This window comes from Alcaligenes endophyticus, from assembly GCF_026344035.1.
In the GTDB taxonomy this organism is placed as follows: Bacteria; Pseudomonadota; Gammaproteobacteria; order Burkholderiales; family Burkholderiaceae_B; genus Alcaligenes; species Alcaligenes endophyticus.
The window spans coordinates 50823-70731 of sequence record NZ_JAPKND010000005.1 but is presented as its reverse complement, the minus strand read 5'-3'; the positions used below and the strand labels follow the sequence as shown (position 1 = coordinate 70731).

At 47.8% G+C, this 19909-nt stretch carries 20 protein-coding genes and 1 tRNA gene; 7 read left to right on the top strand and 14 right to left on the bottom strand.

Annotated features, from left to right (window positions below; all coding sequences use genetic code 11):
• Window positions 1-290: 290 nt before the first annotated feature.
• The 5 genes from OSH01_RS10360 to OSH01_RS10340 all read right to left on the bottom strand — a co-directional run bounded on the left by OSH01_RS10360 (window position 291) and on the right by OSH01_RS10340 (window position 5159).
• Window positions 291-1085, bottom strand: coding sequence for an ABC transporter ATP-binding protein (locus OSH01_RS10360; protein ID WP_266124025.1), 795 nt, complete (start codon window positions 1083-1085; stop codon window positions 291-293).
• Window positions 1085-1981: an ABC transporter permease gene (locus OSH01_RS10355; RefSeq protein ID WP_266124024.1), complete on the bottom strand. Its 897-nt coding sequence runs from the start codon at window positions 1979-1981 to the stop codon at window positions 1085-1087. The genes OSH01_RS10360 and OSH01_RS10355 overlap by 1 nt, the downstream gene beginning before the upstream one ends.
• 72 nt (window positions 1982-2053) lie before the next feature.
• Window positions 2054-3025, bottom strand: a complete 972-nt coding sequence (locus OSH01_RS10350; RefSeq protein WP_376918141.1) for an ABC transporter substrate-binding protein — start codon at window positions 3023-3025, stop codon at window positions 2054-2056.
• A 95-nt stretch (window positions 3026-3120) separates the two neighbouring features.
• Window positions 3121-3885 (bottom strand): class I SAM-dependent methyltransferase, encoded by a 765-nt coding sequence (locus OSH01_RS10345; protein ID WP_266124023.1) that lies wholly within the window; start codon window positions 3883-3885, stop codon window positions 3121-3123.
• A 92-nt stretch (window positions 3886-3977) separates the two neighbouring features.
• Complete coding sequence (locus OSH01_RS10340) at window positions 3978-5159, bottom strand: acetyl-CoA C-acyltransferase family protein (RefSeq protein WP_266124022.1); 1182 nt, start codon at window positions 5157-5159, stop codon at window positions 3978-3980.
• A gap of 365 nt (window positions 5160-5524) precedes the next feature.
• Here OSH01_RS10340 and OSH01_RS10335 point away from each other — a divergent pair.
• Window positions 5525-5601, top strand: a tRNA-Ile gene (locus OSH01_RS10335).
• A gap of 244 nt (window positions 5602-5845) precedes the next feature.
• Here OSH01_RS10335 and OSH01_RS10330 read toward each other — a convergent pair.
• Complete coding sequence (locus OSH01_RS10330) at window positions 5846-6133, bottom strand: hypothetical protein (RefSeq protein WP_266124021.1); 288 nt, start codon at window positions 6131-6133, stop codon at window positions 5846-5848.
• Window positions 6134-6702: 569 nt separating this feature from the next.
• On the opposite strand from OSH01_RS10330, the gene OSH01_RS10325 reads away from it, so the two are divergent.
• The 3 genes from OSH01_RS10325 to OSH01_RS10315 all read left to right on the top strand — a co-directional run bounded on the left by OSH01_RS10325 (window position 6703) and on the right by OSH01_RS10315 (window position 7760).
• Window positions 6703-6855 carry a hypothetical protein gene (locus tag OSH01_RS10325; RefSeq protein WP_266124020.1) on the top strand — a complete coding sequence of 51 codons (153 nt, stop codon included), beginning with the start codon at window positions 6703-6705 and terminating at the stop codon, window positions 6853-6855.
• A 491-nt stretch (window positions 6856-7346) separates the two neighbouring features.
• Window positions 7347-7586, top strand: coding sequence for a hypothetical protein (locus tag OSH01_RS10320; RefSeq protein WP_266124019.1), 240 nt, complete (start codon window positions 7347-7349; stop codon window positions 7584-7586).
• Between the two features lie 45 nt (window positions 7587-7631).
• Window positions 7632-7760, top strand: a complete 129-nt coding sequence (locus OSH01_RS10315; protein ID WP_266124018.1) for a hypothetical protein — start codon at window positions 7632-7634, stop codon at window positions 7758-7760.
• An 875-nt stretch (window positions 7761-8635) separates the two neighbouring features.
• On the opposite strand, the gene OSH01_RS10310 is transcribed toward OSH01_RS10315, so the two are convergent.
• The gene (locus tag OSH01_RS10310; protein ID WP_266124017.1) at window positions 8636-8845 is read right to left on the bottom strand and encodes a cold-shock protein; all 210 of its coding nucleotides are present in this window, start codon (window positions 8843-8845) and stop codon (window positions 8636-8638) included.
• Between the two features lie 313 nt (window positions 8846-9158).
• Between OSH01_RS10310 and OSH01_RS10305 the strand changes: the two genes are divergently transcribed.
• The 3 genes from OSH01_RS10305 to arsC are packed head-to-tail and all read left to right on the top strand — an operon-like array spanning window position 9159 to window position 11233.
• Complete coding sequence (locus OSH01_RS10305) at window positions 9159-9482, top strand: ArsR/SmtB family transcription factor (RefSeq protein WP_266124016.1); 324 nt, start codon at window positions 9159-9161, stop codon at window positions 9480-9482.
• A gap of 17 nt (window positions 9483-9499) precedes the next feature.
• Window positions 9500-10783: an arsenic transporter gene (locus tag OSH01_RS10300; RefSeq protein WP_266124015.1), complete on the top strand. Its 1284-nt coding sequence runs from the start codon at window positions 9500-9502 to the stop codon at window positions 10781-10783.
• Complete coding sequence (gene arsC / locus OSH01_RS10295) at window positions 10784-11233, top strand: arsenate reductase (glutaredoxin) (protein WP_266124014.1); 450 nt, start codon at window positions 10784-10786, stop codon at window positions 11231-11233.
• Window positions 11234-11344: 111 nt separating this feature from the next.
• Here arsC and OSH01_RS10290 read toward each other — a convergent pair whose 3' ends face one another.
• The 7 genes from OSH01_RS10290 to OSH01_RS10260 form a co-directional block, all read right to left on the bottom strand.
• A complete protein-coding gene (locus OSH01_RS10290) occupies window positions 11345-13306 on the bottom strand; it encodes a choice-of-anchor I family protein (RefSeq protein ID WP_266124013.1) in 1962 nt (653 codons plus the stop codon).
• Window positions 13307-13390: 84 nt separating this feature from the next.
• Window positions 13391-14749, bottom strand: a complete 1359-nt coding sequence (locus tag OSH01_RS10285) for a sensor histidine kinase (protein ID WP_266124012.1) — start codon at window positions 14747-14749, stop codon at window positions 13391-13393.
• Window positions 14742-15461, bottom strand: a complete 720-nt coding sequence (locus OSH01_RS10280; RefSeq protein WP_266124199.1) for a response regulator transcription factor — start codon at window positions 15459-15461, stop codon at window positions 14742-14744. The genes OSH01_RS10285 and OSH01_RS10280 overlap by 8 nt, the downstream gene beginning before the upstream one ends.
• 189 nt (window positions 15462-15650) lie before the next feature.
• Window positions 15651-16202, bottom strand: coding sequence for a lipocalin family protein (locus tag OSH01_RS10275; protein WP_266124011.1), 552 nt, complete (start codon window positions 16200-16202; stop codon window positions 15651-15653).
• A 56-nt stretch (window positions 16203-16258) separates the two neighbouring features.
• Complete coding sequence (locus OSH01_RS10270; protein ID WP_266124010.1) at window positions 16259-16447, bottom strand: hypothetical protein; 189 nt, start codon at window positions 16445-16447, stop codon at window positions 16259-16261.
• A gap of 188 nt (window positions 16448-16635) precedes the next feature.
• Window positions 16636-18369, bottom strand: coding sequence for a SulP family inorganic anion transporter (locus OSH01_RS10265; RefSeq protein ID WP_266124009.1), 1734 nt, complete (start codon window positions 18367-18369; stop codon window positions 16636-16638).
• Between the two features lie 192 nt (window positions 18370-18561).
• A complete protein-coding gene (locus tag OSH01_RS10260; protein ID WP_266124198.1) occupies window positions 18562-19668 on the bottom strand; it encodes an S-(hydroxymethyl)glutathione dehydrogenase/class III alcohol dehydrogenase in 1107 nt (368 codons plus the stop codon).
• Window positions 19669-19909: the final 241 nt, after the last annotated feature.

Below are 19909 nucleotides of genomic sequence, written 5' to 3'. Positions count from 1 at the left end.
TTTGGCACACTACGAAACAACATTTTTTAAAAACAATAACGACAAGACAACTAAATGCTAAGTTTTACGCACTGTTGATGCCACAGTATAGAGTCAAGGTTGTGAAAAATTCGTGTCAACCCGTCATGTTTTCCGTGTATTGACGACAATCATTCCTGCCTTGCTCAAGCTAGCCTACCGCTAAAAGAAAAAGCACTCAAGCAGTATCCTGGGGCTGTAGAGGCCCCACAAAAAAACCGCGCTAACGTCAGTTCGTCAGCACGGTTCCTAAGCAAACAACGGAATCTAGATTAAGTAAGCAATAAGCTATCATCAGAGAGAGTTTCACCGCGTACTTTCTCGAACATTTCAAGCAAGTCACGGATCTCCAAGCCTTGACGCTCGGGACCACTGACATCAAGAACCACTTGCCCTTGATGCAGCATCACTGTTCTATCGCCTACGTCTAGGGCCTGACGCATACTATGAGTGACCATCATCGTGGTCAGTTTATCCTCTCGCACGATTTTATCGGTTAACTGCAACACAAAATCAGCGGTACGCGGATCTAGGGCAGCGGTATGTTCGTCCAGCAATAAAATACGTGATGGTCTCAGTGCTGCCATTAACAGGCTGACTGCTTGCCGCTGGCCGCCAGACAAGAGCCCGATGCGATCATTCAAACGATGCTCCAAGCCTAAACCTAATATTGCCAGACGCTCTTGGAACAAGGCGCGCTGTTCTCTTTTTACCGAAGCGCCTAAGCCACGGCGCAAACCTCGCACCGAGGCCAATGCCATATTTTCTTCTATCGTTAAGTCTTCGCAGGTGCCTGCCATTGGATCTTGAAAGACACGTGCCACCATGTGCGCGCGGCCCCATACGGGGACTCGGCTCACGTCTTCACCGTCGATCAAAACTTGACCAGAGTCAACATATTGCTCACCGGAAATAGCATTCAAAAAGGTCGATTTACCCGCCCCATTTGACCCAATTACCGTCACAAACTGACCTTCCGGTATTTGCAGTGTCAAACCACGCAAAGCCCTAGTTTCAATGGGCGTGCCGGGATTAAAGGTAAGCTGTAAATTTTGTGCTTTCAACATCACTTGCCCCCCTGTGAAGTGCTAGCGCGCTTTTTCTTGAGCAAGGGAATCACCAACGCCACAGTAACCAATACGGCAGTCACCAAATTCAGATCTTGCGCTTTCAACCCTATGGCATCCACGTTCAGAGCCATGGCAATAAAGAAGCGATAAAGTATGGCCCCTAAAATCACCGCTAAGGTTGCCCACACTAACTTACGGCTGGGCAATATGCTTTCACCCACAATAACGGCCGCCAATCCGATGACAATAGTACCAATACCCATAGAAATATCGGCACCACCTTGGGATTGAGCAAATAAAGCTCCCGCTAAGGCAACCAAGCCATTTGAAATAGCCATCCCTAACAATATAGCTCCACCCGTGGCGACACCTTGAGCCCGTGCCATACGTGCATTGGAACCGGTTGCGCGCAACGCCAAACCTGTTTGCGTGGAAAAAAACCAATCGAGCAAAACTTTGGCCATAACTACCAATATTAACAACATGACTGGGCGAGCAATATAATCCACTCCCCCTTCAGGCAGTAAAGCTGTAAATACAGTAGGCTCCATAATAAGGGGCACATTGGGGCGCCCCATAATGCGTAAATTAATGGAATACAGAGCTATCATCATCAAAATGCTCGCCAGCAAATCCATAATTTTCAAACGTACATTCAGCCAACCGGTGATCATACCGGCCAACGCGCCACTAAGGATTGCGGCGATGGTTGCACTAAAGGGATTCCATCCCATACTGATTAGGGTGGCTGCAACGGCGCCGCCTAAGGGAAAACTGCCGTCTACGGTTAAATCCGGAAAACGCAGTATGCGGAAAGAAATAAAAACACCTAGGGCCACCAGAGCAAAAATCAAACCTAGCTCAAGCGCACCCCACATAGAATAAATAGACATAGCTCTTGGTCTAAAGCAAAAACAGGTGGCGGGCTTGTAGCCGCCACCTGCTAAAAAAAGTGGGAAAGCGTATTATTCCACAACTTTTTGGGCCGATTTAATAAACTCCTCGGAAAGCTCTACACCTTGTTGCTTAGCCGCCTTAGGATTAACAAACAATTCCAACTCGGAACTGGTTTCGGAAGCAATATCGCCCGGTTTCTCTCCGTTCAATATGCGAATGACCATTTTTCCGGTTTGGACGCCTAGGTCATAGTAGTTCACCCCTAACGCCGCAATAGCGCCACGTCCAACGCTGTCAGTATCTGAAGCGACCAAGGGTATTTTGGCATCCATGCCCACTTTCACCAAGGCCTCGTAGGCGGATACCACGTTATTGTCAGTATTGGTGTAGATCACATCTACTTTCCCAACCAAGCTGCGGGCGGCTGCACCAACGTCCACCGTACGCGCGGCCGTTGCTTCCACTAATTCCATTCCCTGTTGATTAAGCAGCTTTTTCATTTCCGCTACCACCACAGCGGAGTTCGCCTCGCCGGGGTTGTAAACCATCCCTACTTTTTTGGCATGAGGTACCACCTTCTTGATCAACTCTACTTGAGCCTCTAAAGCCAAAGCGTCCGATACACCCGTCACATTCGTTCCCGACGGATCTAAGGAAGGCACCAAATGAGCAGCAACAGGATCAGTGACGGCCGAGTACACAATAGGGATATTCTTTGTTGCAGCAACCGCGGATTGTGCTGAAGGGGTAGAGATAGCCACGATAACATCGGAGTCATCGCCCACAAACTTGCGCGCAATCTGCGCCGCAATGGCAGGGTTACCTTGCGCTGTTTGGAACTGCCATTTGAAATCTTTTTTATCGGTATACCCAGCATCACTTAAAGCTTTATGCACACCGTCTTTAATAGAATCTAGAGCGGGATGCTCAACAATCGAGGAAACAGAGACCGTCTGCGCTTGCACGCCTACGGTTGTTCCCATCAAGCCTGCGCAAGCCAGCGCAGCAGCCAAACTATGTACGGACCTGATTAACTTCATGCGAAGCTCCTTAAACACCAATCACTAATTGAGTAAAACTTGCACCAGAGTCTAGCGCGAAACACGTCGCCAGGCTTTGCAGGTATTCCCTGCTATTACACATCTAACTGCTCAACACTGCGCTGAGAAAGTAGTTCGCGTGCCCAGCGTACAGCGGGCAGGCCTTCGTACTTTACCTGCACATGCTCCGCTCTATCGAGCAGCTCTTGTGTAGTCAGTGACAATACCGATCCTTTAAAAGCAATCACAATCTGATTGCCCTCATCCATTTCTGGCAGTAATAATACTCGCCCCTTAAAAGCCTGGCGTATATGTTCGATATTATGCTCAAAGCTGTGGTGTGATCCGAACAGGTTCACCGTCATAATGCCTTGATCTGCCAAACTGCGATAACAACCTTGATAAAACTCAAGGCTATCCCGCACGGGGCCTTGTGCTTCGCCGTCATACAAGTCCACCATAAGGGCTAGGTACTGACCGCGCTGCTGCGGATCACACACCCACAACCCTGCGTCAGCATGGGTAATGTGCGAGCGCACATTACCCGGCAAGCGAAAATAAGCCTGACAAATACTGGTGACAGCAGGATTCCACTCTACCGTGTCAATTTGACACGGTGTGTGTTTAAGGCTGTAACGCAGCAAAGAACCCGCTCCCAAGCCCAGTATCGCCAGCTTATCCTCTTTGCTTGGCGTTAAAAACAATAGCCACGCCATCATTTGCTGGGTATAAGCCAAAAACAATTCGGAAGGCTTACGTATACGCATCGCACCCTGAATCCACTCAGTACCAAAATGCAAATAACGCACGCCACCACTTTCCGACAAAGTCGGGTGATCTAGCTCTTGGGTTCGGATCATCGACATCCTTTACATTAACAAGCAGTAATACTTAAAGTATCAAATCATAGCAGGGCAACGCCCTACCGTGAAACCCGCCCTAAAGATGACGACTAAACTCGTTCAAAAATAGCCGCGATTCCCTGCCCGCCACCGATACACATGGTGACTAAAGCGTAACGGCCTTGTATACGCTGCAACTCATATAAAGCCTTGGTGGTAATAATGGCTCCTGTGGCTCCGATAGGGTGTCCCAAACTGATGCCACTGCCGTTCGGGTTGACTTTGGCCGGATCAAACTGCAACTCGCGACTGACTGCGCATGCCTGCGCAGCAAACGCCTCGTTAGCTTCAATCACATCCATATCAGCCACTGTTAAACCGGCTTTTTTGAGCGCAATTTGTACCGCTGGAACGGGGCCAATTCCCATATGTAATGGATCAACCCCAGCGTGACCCCATGCCACTAGACGAGCTAAAGGCTTTTGCCCATGGGCCTTCACCGCCTCACCCGAAGCCAACAACAAAGCACCTGCGCCATCATTCAAGCCCGATGCATTCCCAGCCGTAACCGTACCATTTTCCTTTTGAAACACCGGGCGTAAGCCTGACAGCGCTGCTTCATCAATGTCACCACGAACATGCTCGTCGGTATCAAACACCACCTCGCCTTTCCGTGTTTTCATCACCACAGGCACGATTTGCTCGGCAAAGTAACCCTGAGCAATAGCATTAGCGGCGCGACGATGTGACGTCATTGCCAACTGGTCTTGATCGGCACGAGTAATGTTATATTTTTTAGCAACGTTTTCTGCGGTGACCCCCATGTGTATCCGGTCAAATGGATCACTGAGGGCACCCGTCATCATATCCAGAAGCGCGCTATCTCCCATGCGCGCTCCCCAACGGTGAGTAGTGCTGATATAAGGCGCACGGCTCATGCTTTCCGCCCCCGCCCCTACAGCCCAATCTGTATCACCCAATTGTATTACTTGCGCCGCGGAAATAATGGCTTGCAAGCCTGAACCACATAAGCGGTTTACGTTCATCGCCACGCTGGCCTGATTCATACCTGAGTTCAATGCCATGACGCGTGACAAATACATATCACGGGGCTCAGTGTTAATAACATGTCCGACAAAGACTTGCTGCACTTGCTCTGGATCGACTTGAGCACGTTCCCATAAGCTTTTTAATACCGTAGTTCCCAACTCAGCAGGCGTCTGCGTTTTCAAAGAACCACCAAAATCACCAATTGCCGTACGACATGCTGCCATTACAAATACGTCTTTCATCGTAACTCCTCCTGAAAATATATACGAACTGCTTGATTTGATAAACCTCTTAGATAGTAGTGAGCCCACTGCCTCACCACACCGCCAACACGGACAACTTATAACCCGAAAAAGCCTATTACACAGCCTTGCACCCCAAACAGAGCCAAGCCGAGCGCGGCTACACACCTACTCTTCTTAGCAGCACATCCAAGCGAAAAATTACTCAAGAAAACCCACCCCCACGCCCAAGGCTACCTAGCATGGAGCAAGTAGTGCTTTTTTTTAAAACTTGTGTCATAATTTCATACTTGATCGAAAGATCAGTTGGTTTTTGTTTTATACACCATGGGTTTAACTCTATAAGTTTATAAAACATAAAACGTGGGCCTATAGCTCAGTTGGTTAGAGCAGCGGACTCATAATCCGTTGGTCGCTGGTTCAAGTCCAGCTGGGCCCACCAAAAATACCGTTTGGTTTCAAGCACTTAAAGCCGACCGCAACTCGGCTTTTTTGCTTTCTAAAAACTGGTGTGACCTAAACGTGACGTGAAAACTGTACTTCTCTAAGTGCTCCGCATTCAAATGAGCGTATTTTGCGACTTTCTTCTTACCACTTGCCTTCCTCATCTTGCGTATACAGGGTTACTCGTAATAACGGGTGGTGTTGACGACGACGAAAGCAGCAGTAGGCAGCGAAATGCTGACCTAGCTACTCCCTAAGATAGGTTTTAAGTGCTCTTCCAGCCGCTCTAGGCGACTTTTTATTTCGGCCTTATCAAAAGCATCTCGGATAGCCTCGGTATTCAAAATCTTTTTCTGCTGCTCAGCAGGTAAATCATCCCACAAGCTAATCACCGACATCCCTAAAAAAGCAAGAATAACTCTATCTTCTTCGTCAATTTTTTCTACTGCTGAGCTTACCGCCATAGAACGCAGTTGAGAGCCACCATCATCATTCCATTGAGACATGGCCTCAGTAATTTTTGTATTCATCAGTTTCCCAAAAAAAGATTGCCGAGTTTTTAGCATAAGCGTTTAAAGCGAAGAGAATCAAATTCGTTTAAACCATGAAAAAACAATAAATACAATGACTTACAAAGTAAATTGAGGTATTACGGAGAAATAGGCCTAGTATGAATACAGCCCTTCAAGGTATTACCCTGAAAAGGCTACTAGCACTACCACTCAGCACCCTGAATGGTATTGCGCTAGTCCAGCAAGGAATATCATGTCCTATCGCTCCTCTATTTTTAAGAAAATATCTAATTGGTTTCGGATTCCGATGAGCTTATCCTATAAACCAATACTCGTCCCTTCCGGACCTCTGAACAGCCCTCATCCGCTAAGTAATTTTGAGTCAGATAAAAATGTGTTGCCAACCCCTCAATGGCACACCAATTATGACCAAATAAACAATCTATCACTTAGCAGCAACAAATACCCAAAATGATCGGTCGTGCCTAAAGCGCGCTGACCATTACTTCTAGCACCTAACATTACCGCAGGGGCAAACAGCCCATAGGGTAAGGTGCTATCACTCTCGTCTTAAACGGAGTACTACCATGACTCAACAGTCTACGAACAAACCAGGCCAACCTTCTAATCCAACCTCGCCTGCTGGCCAAACGCCAACACCTCAAAAACGCGACGATGAAAAGAAAGGCAGTAAGCCGCATGACAACAAGCCTGAAGACAATAAACCTACCAATAAATAGGTGAATTGAGGTGGTCCTGTTTATACGGGACTGCCCGGGGACGGAGAACGCAAACACAGCGTTCTCCTAACCCTGGACTCGTTAACACAATAGTTATGTGCAGTTCATCGGAGAATTCCAATGGCTATACTCAAACATGAAGCACTATGCTCGCAATGCACCTCGTTGCCCTTGTCGGTAGCACACGCCGTAAAACATGCTGATATGCAGGCTGTCTTTAAAACCAAGGATTTAGGCACACACGGATCTCAGACCTTGTATCGCTGCACCGTCTGCTCTACGCACTGGCTTCATCAAACGGATAAATGGCGTTCTTGTTTAGGATTTAAATTATGGCCTGGAAACCCTGAACGATTTCACTCATATGCCTCATATCAATTAGTTCCCCTGCCTCGTCTATGGGGATCGGACATCACAAATCCGATCGCAGAAAAAGTATCCCATTAGTTTGAATGACTTATACAGTGTCCACCCTCATCCGGAGCATCTAAATGACTAATTTCTTTCCAAATCACCCTAAACAAGAAAACACTAATAACTTGCCGAATAAATTAGGGGAAAGTACGGCCATACCGGAAAAAGAAGACCCAAGAGACAAAAGGCCCATAGAAATTGAAAAAATCGACGACGAAGACAGTGATAACCAACAGAAAATACCTCCGATAGGAGATAAGCCAACAGAACAACCCTTGCCTCAACCTCAGGCAAAAACCACATTCATGTTTCGCTAAGATCACTGTCTACATTCAACTTGGACTTTCCTCAAAGGAAAATACATGATGAAGAAAAAACCAAATAAACCCGAAAAGGCGCAAGATTCCACAACAACGGAAATACCAGCACCCGAATCTAAAAAACAAAAAAGGAAAAAAGACGAAGAAATAACATTACCATGTCCATTGTAAAAACGGACATGGCGCCGAACGGCGATCCTCATAAAACTTCGATAATAAGTAAAATTAATTATTAAAGACGATCAGAATATCGTTACAAAATAATCCTGTACTTCATTACCATCAAGCCTCATAGTGCCTGCATGAGTTCACACTCATAGAAAAAGCTAGCAATCTCGCTAGCTAATAAACTCAATGCGCTGGCTATTTCCTACATCACGCCTCTGGCAGACCATGCTTGCTGCCGTTCTGTATGGGTAAATAGTTTAAGCGTGAAGGCCTTGATGATTCACGAAAAGTTTAACTTGGGCAGTCGCAGCCCGACATCTTCTTTGCTCGAAGCGGAACAACATCATACTGAAGACAATGAACGTTTCGCCCTACGAATGGTAAAAACACGCCAAGAGGTCGTTCAACAATTGAAAGATCGTTTTCCAGGGCTACCTTTCTAGCACTGTAGGCTTCCACTTTCAAAGCCCACCAGCGGACTGGGTTTGGCTTATAAAAGGTAGCGAGTGCAGCTATCTCTTAACGCCCTCTTGCGGCCCCTCTGCCAGTGGGCATACGTCCATGAATAGACTTAGCACTTTTAACCCCAGACTGGGAACCCTGATTAGGCCAGCGTGGCTGCTTAATGGCAGGTTTAGTACTAACCGTTTCTGTTTTAACTGGGTCTTTATCTTTCTTTTCCACGTCATTCTCACTTAATACGGAACACTAGTGCAGACTTGCTCTAGTAACCCCTCCAGCATAGGCTACTTCTAACGATAAGGCCCGTCTTATCTGGATGATGTACCTTATAAAACCAAAAAGCCGAATCCAATGCTTCAAAGGACTCGGCTTTAATAATTCGCTGCTATGCTTACCTGAACAGGTAAGCATAGGAATCAAATAACTTGGATTTTGGTAGCGGTAAGGCCTTTTTGACCGTTAGCCGCTACAAAAGAGACCCGTTGGTTTTCGTCAAGCGATTTATACCCAGCGCCTTGAATTTCACTATGGTGTGCGAAGAGGTCTTTACCACCGCTCTCCGGCATGATGAAGCCGAAGCCTTTTTCGCTGTTAAACCATTTCACAATACCAGTTTCTGTTTTCAATGTTAGTCCTAAGTCACACGGGAAAAATTACCCTGCTCCACTATCACCCTTATCCCAACATATAGATAGCACTGTTACAAACTAACGATCGCTGATTTTTTCCCAAACCCAAGCCACAAAGCAATACCATGGATGAGCTCGGACCGTGGCTATGACACCATCAAACCCCTATATAACTTTGCTAGGATAAACGGTAAATAAGTCGTTGATAGGCTAGAAACTGCTGACCCAAGCGCAGAGGCGGGCACGGCAGTCTGAATATAAAAACAAACCATAACAAACAATAGTTCAACAATTGATGTATTATTACACCATGAAAGAACTCAATGCTGTTCAAGCCCTCGCCGCCCTCGCTCACGAAACCCGACTACAGGTTTTCCGCACACTCGTCGTGGCAGGAAAGGACGGCCTGACTCCCAGTTTGTTGGCGCACCAATTAGGGATCGCTCCTAACGCTCTATCCTTTCACCTTAAAGAGCTCACGTATGCGCAACTTATCGTCGCCGAGCGCCAGGGCCGTAATGTGCTGTACCGAGCACACTTTTCCACCATGAACGACTTGCTGGCTTATCTCACTGAAAACTGCTGCCAAGGTAGCCCCTGCCTACCCACCATCATGCCTTCTAGCGCCAATTAAATGCGCGCCATATCGATATGCTGATAGCCATCCTTATTTTCGTCTTCACCCTTACCCTTGTTATTTGGCAACCCTATGGATTGGGCATTGGATGGAGCGCCTCGATAGGTGGTGCGCTGGCCTTGTTGTTAGGAGTCGTACAACCTAGCGATATCCCGATTGTATGGAGTATTGTGTGGAATGCTACGGCTACGTTCATTGCCATTATTATCATCAGCTTACTGCTTGATGAAGCGGGTTTTTTTGAATGGGCTGCACTACATTGCGCTCGCTGGGGGGGCGGTAGTGGACTGAAGCTATTTATCTTAGTGATACTACTCGGGGCAGCCGTGGCCGCTTTATTCGCTAATGATGGCGCTGCATTAATTCTAACGCCCATCGTCATGGCAATACTGCTTACGCTAGGCTTTTCCCCTGGGGCCACATTGGCTTTTGTTATGGCAGCGGGCTTTATCGCTGACACCGCCAGCCTTCCCTTAATTGTCTCTAACTTAGTGAATATCGTTTCTGCCGATTATTTTAAAATTAGTTTCATTGATTATGCTGCGGTGATGGTACCGGTCAATCTAGTTTCTGTGTTGGCCAGCCTAGCAGTGCTCATTTTGCTGTTTCGCCGCCTTATTCCCGCTACTTATTCATTGGAACGAGTTCAACTCCCCTCGTCAGCCATCAAAGATCTTGCCACGTTTCGCGCAGGATGGTTGGTACTGATTGCACTGTTACTCGGCTTTTTTGCTCTTGAGCCGCTGGGAGTTCCTGTCAGCGCGGTAGCAGCCACCTGCGCCACATTGCTCTGGGCTGTCGCGGCGCGCAGCAGCACCATCAACACACGTAAGGTGCTGCTGGAAGCACCATGGCAGATTGTTATATTTTCATTAGGGATGTATCTGGTCGTTTATGGGCTGCGTAACGCTGGCTTAACGGTTCATATCGCTGAATTGCTCAACTACCTCGCACAGGGTGGCATCTGGAGTGCCACACTAGGTACTGGCGTGCTGTCTGCGTTATTGTCGTCCGTGATGAACAATCTGCCAGCCGTTTTAGCGGTGTCCCTGTCTATTGAAGCCTCGACGGCAACGGGCCTAGCCAAAGAAGCGATGGTTTACGCCAATATCATTGGTAGCGACTTAGGCCCCAAATTCACCCCTATAGGTAGCCTAGCCACACTACTATGGCTGCACGTACTGGCTAAAAAAGGCACCACTATCAGTTGGGCTTACTATTTTAAAGTAGGCGCTTTATTAACTACGCCTGTGCTACTGATTACCTTAGCAGCGTTGGCCTTACGCTTAAGTATCTAAATGCATACTCTTACCCAACACCTGAATGTCACTAGCCCTGTCACTATCTATCACAACCCCGACTGCGGCACATCACGCAATGCCTTAGCCATGATTCGCAATGCAGGGATAGAACCTACTATCATTGAATACTTAAAGACGCCCCCAGACCGCCCTACTCTGTTGAGCCTGATCATCGCTATGGGCCAGCCTGCTCGTTCTCTATTAAGGGAAAAAGGCACTCCTTATGCGCAGCTTAAGCTAGACGACCCAAAATGGAGCGATGAAGCTCTCATCGATTTCATGTTGCAGTACCCTATCCTGATTAATCGCCCTATTGTGGTCACCACCTTAGGGGTTCGTTTATGCCGTCCCTCAGAAATAGTATTAGAAATTCTTACGCAACCGCAAAGAGCTGCTTTTACAAAAGAGGACGGGCAAGCCGTTATTCAGCCCTACACAAAATCATAAACAAAGCATTAAACAGCCTTTATGGCTGTACACGCTTGGCTTAGTGGCAATATATAAAAACAATAGCTGGGGCGATAGGCACAACTATCCTCCCCAGCTCACGCGCAAGTCTTAGAACTGCTGCTCGATTTCAAAAATAGACGTGGTCCCGCTTACCTCAAAGCCCACGATCAACAAAGGCTGGCCCGTAGGCGAATCTTTAGCTGGAACAAACTTCAAACCTTCTGGGCCCAGATCGCCTACTTGAGCCAACTCAGTTTCAGGATTCAACTCCCAGTTTTGACGAGTATTGAGATAGTCCTGAAAAACAGGCTGTTTAGGGTTGGTTATGTCGTAGACCATCACCCCGCCCATGCGCTCTAGACCAATAAACGCAAAAGTCTTGTCGCCTAAACGGCCAAGCTCTACGCCTTCTGGCTCAGGGCCTTTGTCATCACTGCGATTTTTCAACTGCCCTACGGCGCTATGCTGGCTATTGAAAAAGTCGGCGCAAAGCAAGTCGCGCTCCGCACGCAGTTTGCACTGATCCGAACTGAGGAACTGCTCAAACTGATCTCCTGAGTCCCACACTAGCGCGCCATCTTGGTCCCAAATGGCAAACGAACGTGCTCCGAAAGCATAAAGCTTATCGTACATTAACCAACGCCCTGTGGGATTCTCTTTACCTGTCACATCGTGATAAAGAGGGGTGCCGTCGGGCTTAGTTTTGTATCCTAAGGTCCAGCTAACTTTCAAACGTCCTAATTGCTCATCAGCACGACAATCGCCCGGTTTGTTGCCTGGTTTAGCACCACAGTAAGCAAAGACATTAGGGTCTAACATGGCACCATCGGCTAAAGCATACAAATGTGCCGGCATATCGTCTCCTAGACGTCGCGCAAAACCATCTTTATGCACCAAGTGCTTAAGGCGTATTTCTTCTACAAAACCTTGCGATAAATCGCCTTCAAAATAGGCGACATTTCCTTCCCCCCAAGCACGCGCATCGCCCTCGTTAGCCGATACAACATAGGTTTTCCCGTCAGCCTCATAGGCCGCGATCGCATCCGGCATGTACATACCGTGTAAGCCGACCCAAGGACGGATATCTATTTGCTTAGTTTCATCGGTGACATCTAAGCCTTGCCCATCAAGGCCGTGGTCTTTAAAGCCTAAGGGGAGTATGTCGATCACTTTAGCGGCGTCTATGTCCACTTTAGCCAAAGCATTGTTTTCTTGCAGGCTTACCCATGCCAGCTTGCCATCGGAAGATATAGCAATGTATTCCGGCTCTAAGTCTTGGGCGACAGAAGCACGGGGGTAATCACCGACACGCCCCGGGTGTTTTTTAGTTTGATCAGGGCCAAACAAACGCACCCCGCTAGCGACTAGGGCTGCGCGCTGATCGTTGAAGGCGGTAAAATCGGCGGTACGTACCGTTGGTGCCATCACTTTACTGATATCGATAATGCTTATGCTGCCTTCAGGGTCGATTTGATAATCATCACTGGGCTCACCTTCGTTGGCCACCAACACCTTTTTACCATCAGGGGTAAATACCAGCATATCGGGCAGAGCACCTACCTGCACATGACTAAGATAACGGCTATCCGCTGCTTGATAAAAGGCGACATAACCTGGCGCTGTTTTTGGAGAGGACTCAATTGCCACCGCAACAATACCATCATGGACGGCTACACTATTGACGGTTGCCCCCACAGCGATACCACTAACTTCGATCTCTCCAATATGCGTTGGTGCAGCAGCATCGGTCAAATCGAGAATATCCAACGTGCCTTTTTGTGCGTTAACGGTAAAAACACGTTTGCTTTGTGCGTCAAACGCGGTGATTTCGGCGGCACTTTGTTCAAATACACCCGTAGCATAACGACTCACGTGCTTTAACGATATCGAGCGTGGTGTGGGCTCTGGTTGGGGCTCCACGACAGGGCTGTCATTGTTAGGCTTAGGGGTGTTAACCGCTGTTGTGGTGCTACTGTCCGAGCCACATGCGGTCAACGCCAATGCTAATACAGTCATTACAAGCACCGACGCAGCGGTACGCTTATTACCACCTTGAATCGATAATGCCATCTCGAAATCCTTTAAAGCTCAAGAATAAAATGGCTGTATAGTGCCTGTCCGACATGACACTCTCATGGCAATCGATATTTATTTTTAGCGTGGCAAAACCATGGTGACCTGTAAACCGGGTTGGTTATTCGTAAATATGAGTTGTCCCCCATGCACTTGCACGATACTTTTCACACTCGTTAAGCCCAAACCTGAGCCCAAATGGTGCGTATCCAAACGGTAAAAGTATTGTCCCAAGTTAGGATATTCACTCTCCGCAACTCCAGGGCCATCATCCGTAACCGACAAGCACGCTTGGCCAGAAGGCGAATACTTAACCTCGATGGTGACCGAGGACTGAGCAAACTTCAGCGCATTTTCAAGCAAATTTGCTAAAGCACTGGCCAACAAATCACTATCGCCCTGCAAACACACGGTTGGATCCACATTGGCGTGCAAGAGCAAGCCCTTTTCTTCCGAAAAAGGTAAATACAGCTCATAGACATCGTGCGCTATAAGACCTAAGCGGCAGGCTTTAAATTGTTTTCTAGAAACGCCGGCATCCAGTTCGGATATTTGTAAGAGTTTACCCAATAAAACACTTAAGCTTTCGAGCTCTGTTATCGCTCCCTGATGCGCATCCTGCACCATAACAGGCGTGTCGGGCACATGCTCCGCCTCTCGCAATCGCCCAATGACGCGGGTTAATGGTGTACGAATATTATGCGCAACGGTGTCGGACACATGCCGCACCCCTTTCATGAGACTTTCTATCTTGTCCAGCATCCGATTAATATCGTCATGAATCAGACCAAAGACATCATTACTGGGGGCTTGTATGCGTTTGGAGATATGCCCTTTGCCAACTTGATCGGTTAAGGTACGGATTCTACCCACACGTACCCTTAGCTCATTACTGAACACATAGGCGCCCAATATTACTAAAACCAAGGCCAGAATAAGCGACGCCAATAAAACCCTAGCAATGAGCATATTTAAATCAGCGAGACGTCCAAGCTCCTGCCCCACGATCAGTGTTTCCCCGCCCGGTAAGTAACTCACTCTCACTTGGCCATCTGTCCATTTGCTGCCGTACTTGATTGGCAGCTTCTGAATCTGATTATTTTTTATAGTAGAAATATCGGGGACTTCCCTGAGGTTACCTGCGAGCACTTTTCCTTGCTCATCCAAAAACAGAAAAACCTCTTGGCCGGAGTCCACTCGATCCGAAAAGATGAGTTCAGTAATGCGTAAAACGCCCTCGCGCCCCCCTCGCTCGTACGCAATACTCAGCCTTTGCATAGTAGAGTTGACTTGACGTATATATTCGCTGCGCAGCGCACCAAAGACCTGCACATAGAAAAAGCCGATCAAGAACAGGGTCGTAAATATAGCTAAGGCACTGTAATTCAACGTTAATCTAAACGAGGTAGAGTCCCAAAGACGTTTAATACGCTCAATCATCACTGTGTTTTATGGTCACGCCATCAACGGTATCTTTATCGGTTAGCACATAACCCCTACCACGCACCGTGTGTAATAAATCTCGTGCCCCCTCGCGAGCAATTTTGCGTCGCAAACGGCTCACCAACACATCAATCACGTTCGATTGTGGGTCAAAGCTATACCCCCAAACTACCTCTAGCAGCATGGTACGCGTGACGATTTTATGAGAATTCATCATTAGATAGGCCAAGAGCTTAATTTCTCGTGGCTGTAAATCTAGAATTTGCTCTGCCCTTGTGACCTTTTGACTGGCTACATTCATGACCAGATCGGCCACTTGCAAATTCTTGAGCTCTGTCATGTCTTGACTACGACGAATTAAGGCCTGCAGTCTGGCCGCCAGCTCCTGGAAAGAAAAGGGCTTAATAAGATAATCGTCGCCCCCCGCCTTCAACCCATCAACCTTATCGTCTACTCCAGATAAGGCACTTAACACCAGCACAGGCACTTTTTTGCCCAGAGCACGTAAGGTAAACAGAATGGATAAGCCATCCACATTGTCGGGCAGCATGCGATCCAAAATAATCACATCCCAGATATCTTTCATGGCGTTGTCTAGGCCCTGCACCCCGTCATGACTGACCATCACGGTATACCCTAACTCACTCAAGCCATTCACTAAATAGCGTGCATTTTCTTTGTCGTCTTCGATTAACAAACAATTCCACATACCCACACCTAATTTAGCGCCTTGTTTAACACTAGGCACACATTATTCTCTGTCACTGGCTCAGTAACATCGCCTGCATAAAATAAGCGTCATTATTGTTTTTCTAGGCTGACCGCTATCGTGTTCACCCTTGCTTGTTACTAGTCCATCAAACGACCAAGCATTCATCACATTGGCCTATCAGATGGGCTAATTAGCTTCAGTCTGTAAGGTAGGGATAACCTTTTGCACATCGAAGCCTTGGCTTTGGGCGTAGTCGAGTAAATCTTGCACGCGTTTTTTATCAGCCTGTGGCTGGCGTGACAACACCCAAAGATATTCGCGATTAGGTGTACCCACTAACGAGTACTGATAATCGCCCTCGATTTTCATAATCCAGTAGTCACCCCATACCGCTGGTAGCCAAGACAGCCAAGCAGGCGCAAAGCGCACCTGTAGCTTAGCATTACTGACGGGCGAAACAGATTGGTTCAGGCGCCCAACCGCCTGTGCCTGATCAACTTTTGCCTCGCGGTTTTTACACTGATTGGTGACACCAAGGCGCTCATCAGCTAACAACACATAGTCGGCCCGTACGTCACTAACACAACTATTTTGAAACTTGTTGGGTAGACGAGCCTGCTCATACCAGCTCCCTACATACTTTTTAAGGTCGACATCAGACTGCACCGCCAACGGCGCATGTTGAGTGGAACAACCCAACAATACACTTACGAGGCTTAACATTACAACACGACGCATGACAGGTCCTTATGACAGTGTGTTCGTTAGCGTTTTTCAGCACTGTAACGATGAATTTACGCTCCTGGATCGGTTGGACCGAGTTGATCAGGATGACAGTTCGTAGCGTTAACTTCATTATTGTCACCGAAATCACAGGTAATACCGGGCAAGTCTTCCAGTTCCTTGACAACGTGTTTTTCTTGGGCGGTACATGCCCCTAAAACTACTAGGCAGGCCGTTACATACAGTGAGCTACGTCGCATAAAGCATATCCTTATCATTAAGGCTATTATTTTACCCTGTACTTTTACAATAAAATGGCATTTAGCCGTTTAATCTCGTGCGTCAGGGTGAGTGACGTCGTCAAGAGTAAAGGCTAACATCATGACTTGCCTTAAAAGCCCCATAAAACAATGAGATAACTACAGAACATTATGTAGCGCTAGTTTGGTTAAGGTGATGCTGAGTCTTCAAACGTAAAACGTAAATGCTCTACGGCTTCTAAAGAGGTACTGAAAATATTCTCTGCGCCAAATGTCGTACGCAAATCGCAGCGCTCAAACAGCTCTCGAAACTGACCATGTATAGCCGCCACACAAAAACGTACGCCTTGCGCGTGAAACTCAGCCTGTAATTGGGCTAAGCACAGCGCCCCTGTTACGTCTAAATTAGCACATGCTTGCGCATCTAATACAATGGCTTTTATAGGTTCACCACTTTCCACAATAAGCTCTTTGAGGCGTTGCTGAAAGTAGTCGCTATTAAAAAATAACAAAGAAGCATCAAAGCGATACACCAGCACCCCAGATAAAGGTCGTGCTAGAGGCGCATGCGCGATATTAAATAAACGCCCGCCTTGCGGAACCTGCCCTAACACTGCATCTCGTGGCCTAGCTACCGTACGCAGTTGGTTAACTAAGGCAAGCAATACGGCGAGCAAAATCCCTTGCAACACGCCTAGCGTTAACACTCCTAAAGAGGTTAACAAGCAGATCCGCAACTCCGAAGGGCTGACCTTATACAGATGCCGTAACGCGCTTAGGTCAATCATCTTGATGGCGGCTTGAATCAATACGGCGCCTAGTGCAGCGGCCGGAATCCACGCTAAGGCATCAGAAAATAGCAGAACTACGATAAAGACATAAAAAGCCGTACTGAGATTGACCAGAGAAGTTTTACCGCCCACCATATTATTAATAGCGGTACGGGAATCGGCGCCGCTAATAGCGAAACCTCCGCTCAGTCCTGCAGAAACGTTTGCCAGGCCAATAGCAATCATGTCTTGATTCGGATAGATACGATAGTGATTACGTGCGGCAAAGCTGCGAGCGGTTAACATGGCAGAACAAAAACTCACTAAGCTAATTGCCAATGCATCGCCAAATAGGCTTCGAGTTTCCGCATAACTGACCTTAGGCAGTTGCAAACTGGGTAAGCCCCCTGCCACTTCGCCCACTAACTCCACGCCGTAATGCTCTACCTTAAAAGCCCAACTGACCGCGCTCAGCGCCACTATAGCCAGTAAAGGAGAAGGCCAGCGAGGTAGACGCCAGAGCAATAAACCCGTTATCAGAAAGGTGCCAACACTAACCAAAACCGTTGGCCAATGCATTTCGCCAAGCTTTTGTCCTGCCTCCCAGACAATCGGAAAAAACACCTTCGCTTCTATGGTGACGCCCATTACTTTACTAAGCTGACCCGCCAGAATCGCTAAGGCAACCCCATTCATGAATCCTACCAAAATAGGACGGGATAAAAAGTCAGCAATAAACCCTAAGCGCAGTATTCCCCCCAGTATCGTAAACACACCCACCATCACAGTCAGCACCACGGACAGCTCAATATAGTGCTCAGTACCTGCTATGGCCAATGGTGCAAGAGCCGCTGCGATCATGGCGCACGTAGCTGAATCCGGGCCTAAGACTAGCTGTCGCGATGAACCTAAAAAGGCATACACAATGAGTGGCAAGATGCAGACATATAAACCTATGAGCGGGGGAAACCCCGCCAAATTTGCATAGGCGATCGCAGTAGGAATCTGAATCGCAGCCACTGACAAACCGGCCAGCGCATCCGCACGCGCATCGCCGAACGTATAGTGCCGTAATGTAGACAGCAATGGGAGCTGAGCAAAACGACGCTCAGTGGTAATAATAGGCGCTTGTTCAGAACCGGTATCAGACATACATTCTCGGCAAAAACTCGAAAAACAACGCTCTCACTACGGACTTACGTCGACGCAATCGCGTAATCAACGCAAGATAGTAACCCATGTCTTACTGGTGTAAACCTATCATCGCTCTACGCTCAACATATATCAGACAAAAAAAAGCTTGCCAACACACTGTGCTGGCAAGCCAAAAAAAGATTAGCGATATCAATAAACTACGACAGAACGAATCGACTCACCTCGGTTCATGAGTTCAAACCCCTCGTTAATACGTTCTAGGGGCAGATGATGAGTAATCAAATCGTCAATATTGATCTTACCTTCCATGTACCAATCGACGATTTTAGGTACATCGGTACGCCCACGGGCGCCACCAAAAGCGGAGCCTTTCCAGACACGGCCTGTCACCAACTGGAAAGGACGAGTTTGAATCTCGGCCCCGGCTTCGGCAACACCAATAATGATGGACTGCCCCCAACCGCGGTGGCAGCACTCTAGCGCCTGACGCATCACCTTGGTATTACCCACGCACTCAAAGCTATAGTCAGCGCCGCCATCGGTAAGCTGAATAATGTGATCGACGACGTTTTCCACCTCGTTGGGGTTCACAAAATCGGTCATACCAAATTTACGCGCCATGGCTTCACGTTCGGGATTCAAATCAACCCCAATGATTTTATTGACGCCCACCATTTTGGCGCCTTGAATCACGTTCAAGCCAATGCCGCCCAAACCAAAAACCACCACGTTCGCACCCGCCTCGACATTGGCCGTAAACAATACGGCCCCCAACCCTGTCGTGACTCCACAGCCGATATAGCACACCTTATCAAACGGAGCATCGTTACGGATTTTTGCTAATGCTATTTCGGGCACCACAATGTGGTTAGCAAAGGTGGACGTACCCATGTAATGGTGGATAGGTTTGCCGTCTATACTAAAACGCGAGGTACCATCCGGCATCAAACCTTTACCCTGTGTAGCACGAATGGCTGTACACAAGTTCGTCTTACGCGACAAACACGACTTACATTGACGACACTCAGGTGTATATAAAGGAATCACATGGTCGCCAGGACGCAGACTGCTAACACCAGGTCCGGTCTCCAGCACGACACCCGCCCCCTCATGGCCTAAAATCGCCGGGAACAGGCCTTCAGGATCAGCACCTGATAAGGTGTAGAGATCAGTGTGACAAATACCAGTGGCTTTAATTTCCACCAACACCTCACCCGCTTTGGGGCCCTCTAAGCTGACATCCTCAACAGTCAGGGGCTCCCCTGCCTTCCACGCTATCGCTGCTCTCGTTTTCAACATCGACGTACTCCTATTATTCAAATTCATGATATCTGGGCAGTGGATACTGCATGCGCTGTGCACATGTAAACGACAAGCTACAGATCAATTGCCCTATCAAGTTGATGCCGCCACAAAGTCTAAGATGCAGCGCCACTTAATACAAGGCGGTCAACCCCTAGCGTAGCGGCGTTTGAGCGATAACTTTCACTGATTCACAAGTCAGTGTGTAACGGCTACGGATCACTTCGCTCCATGC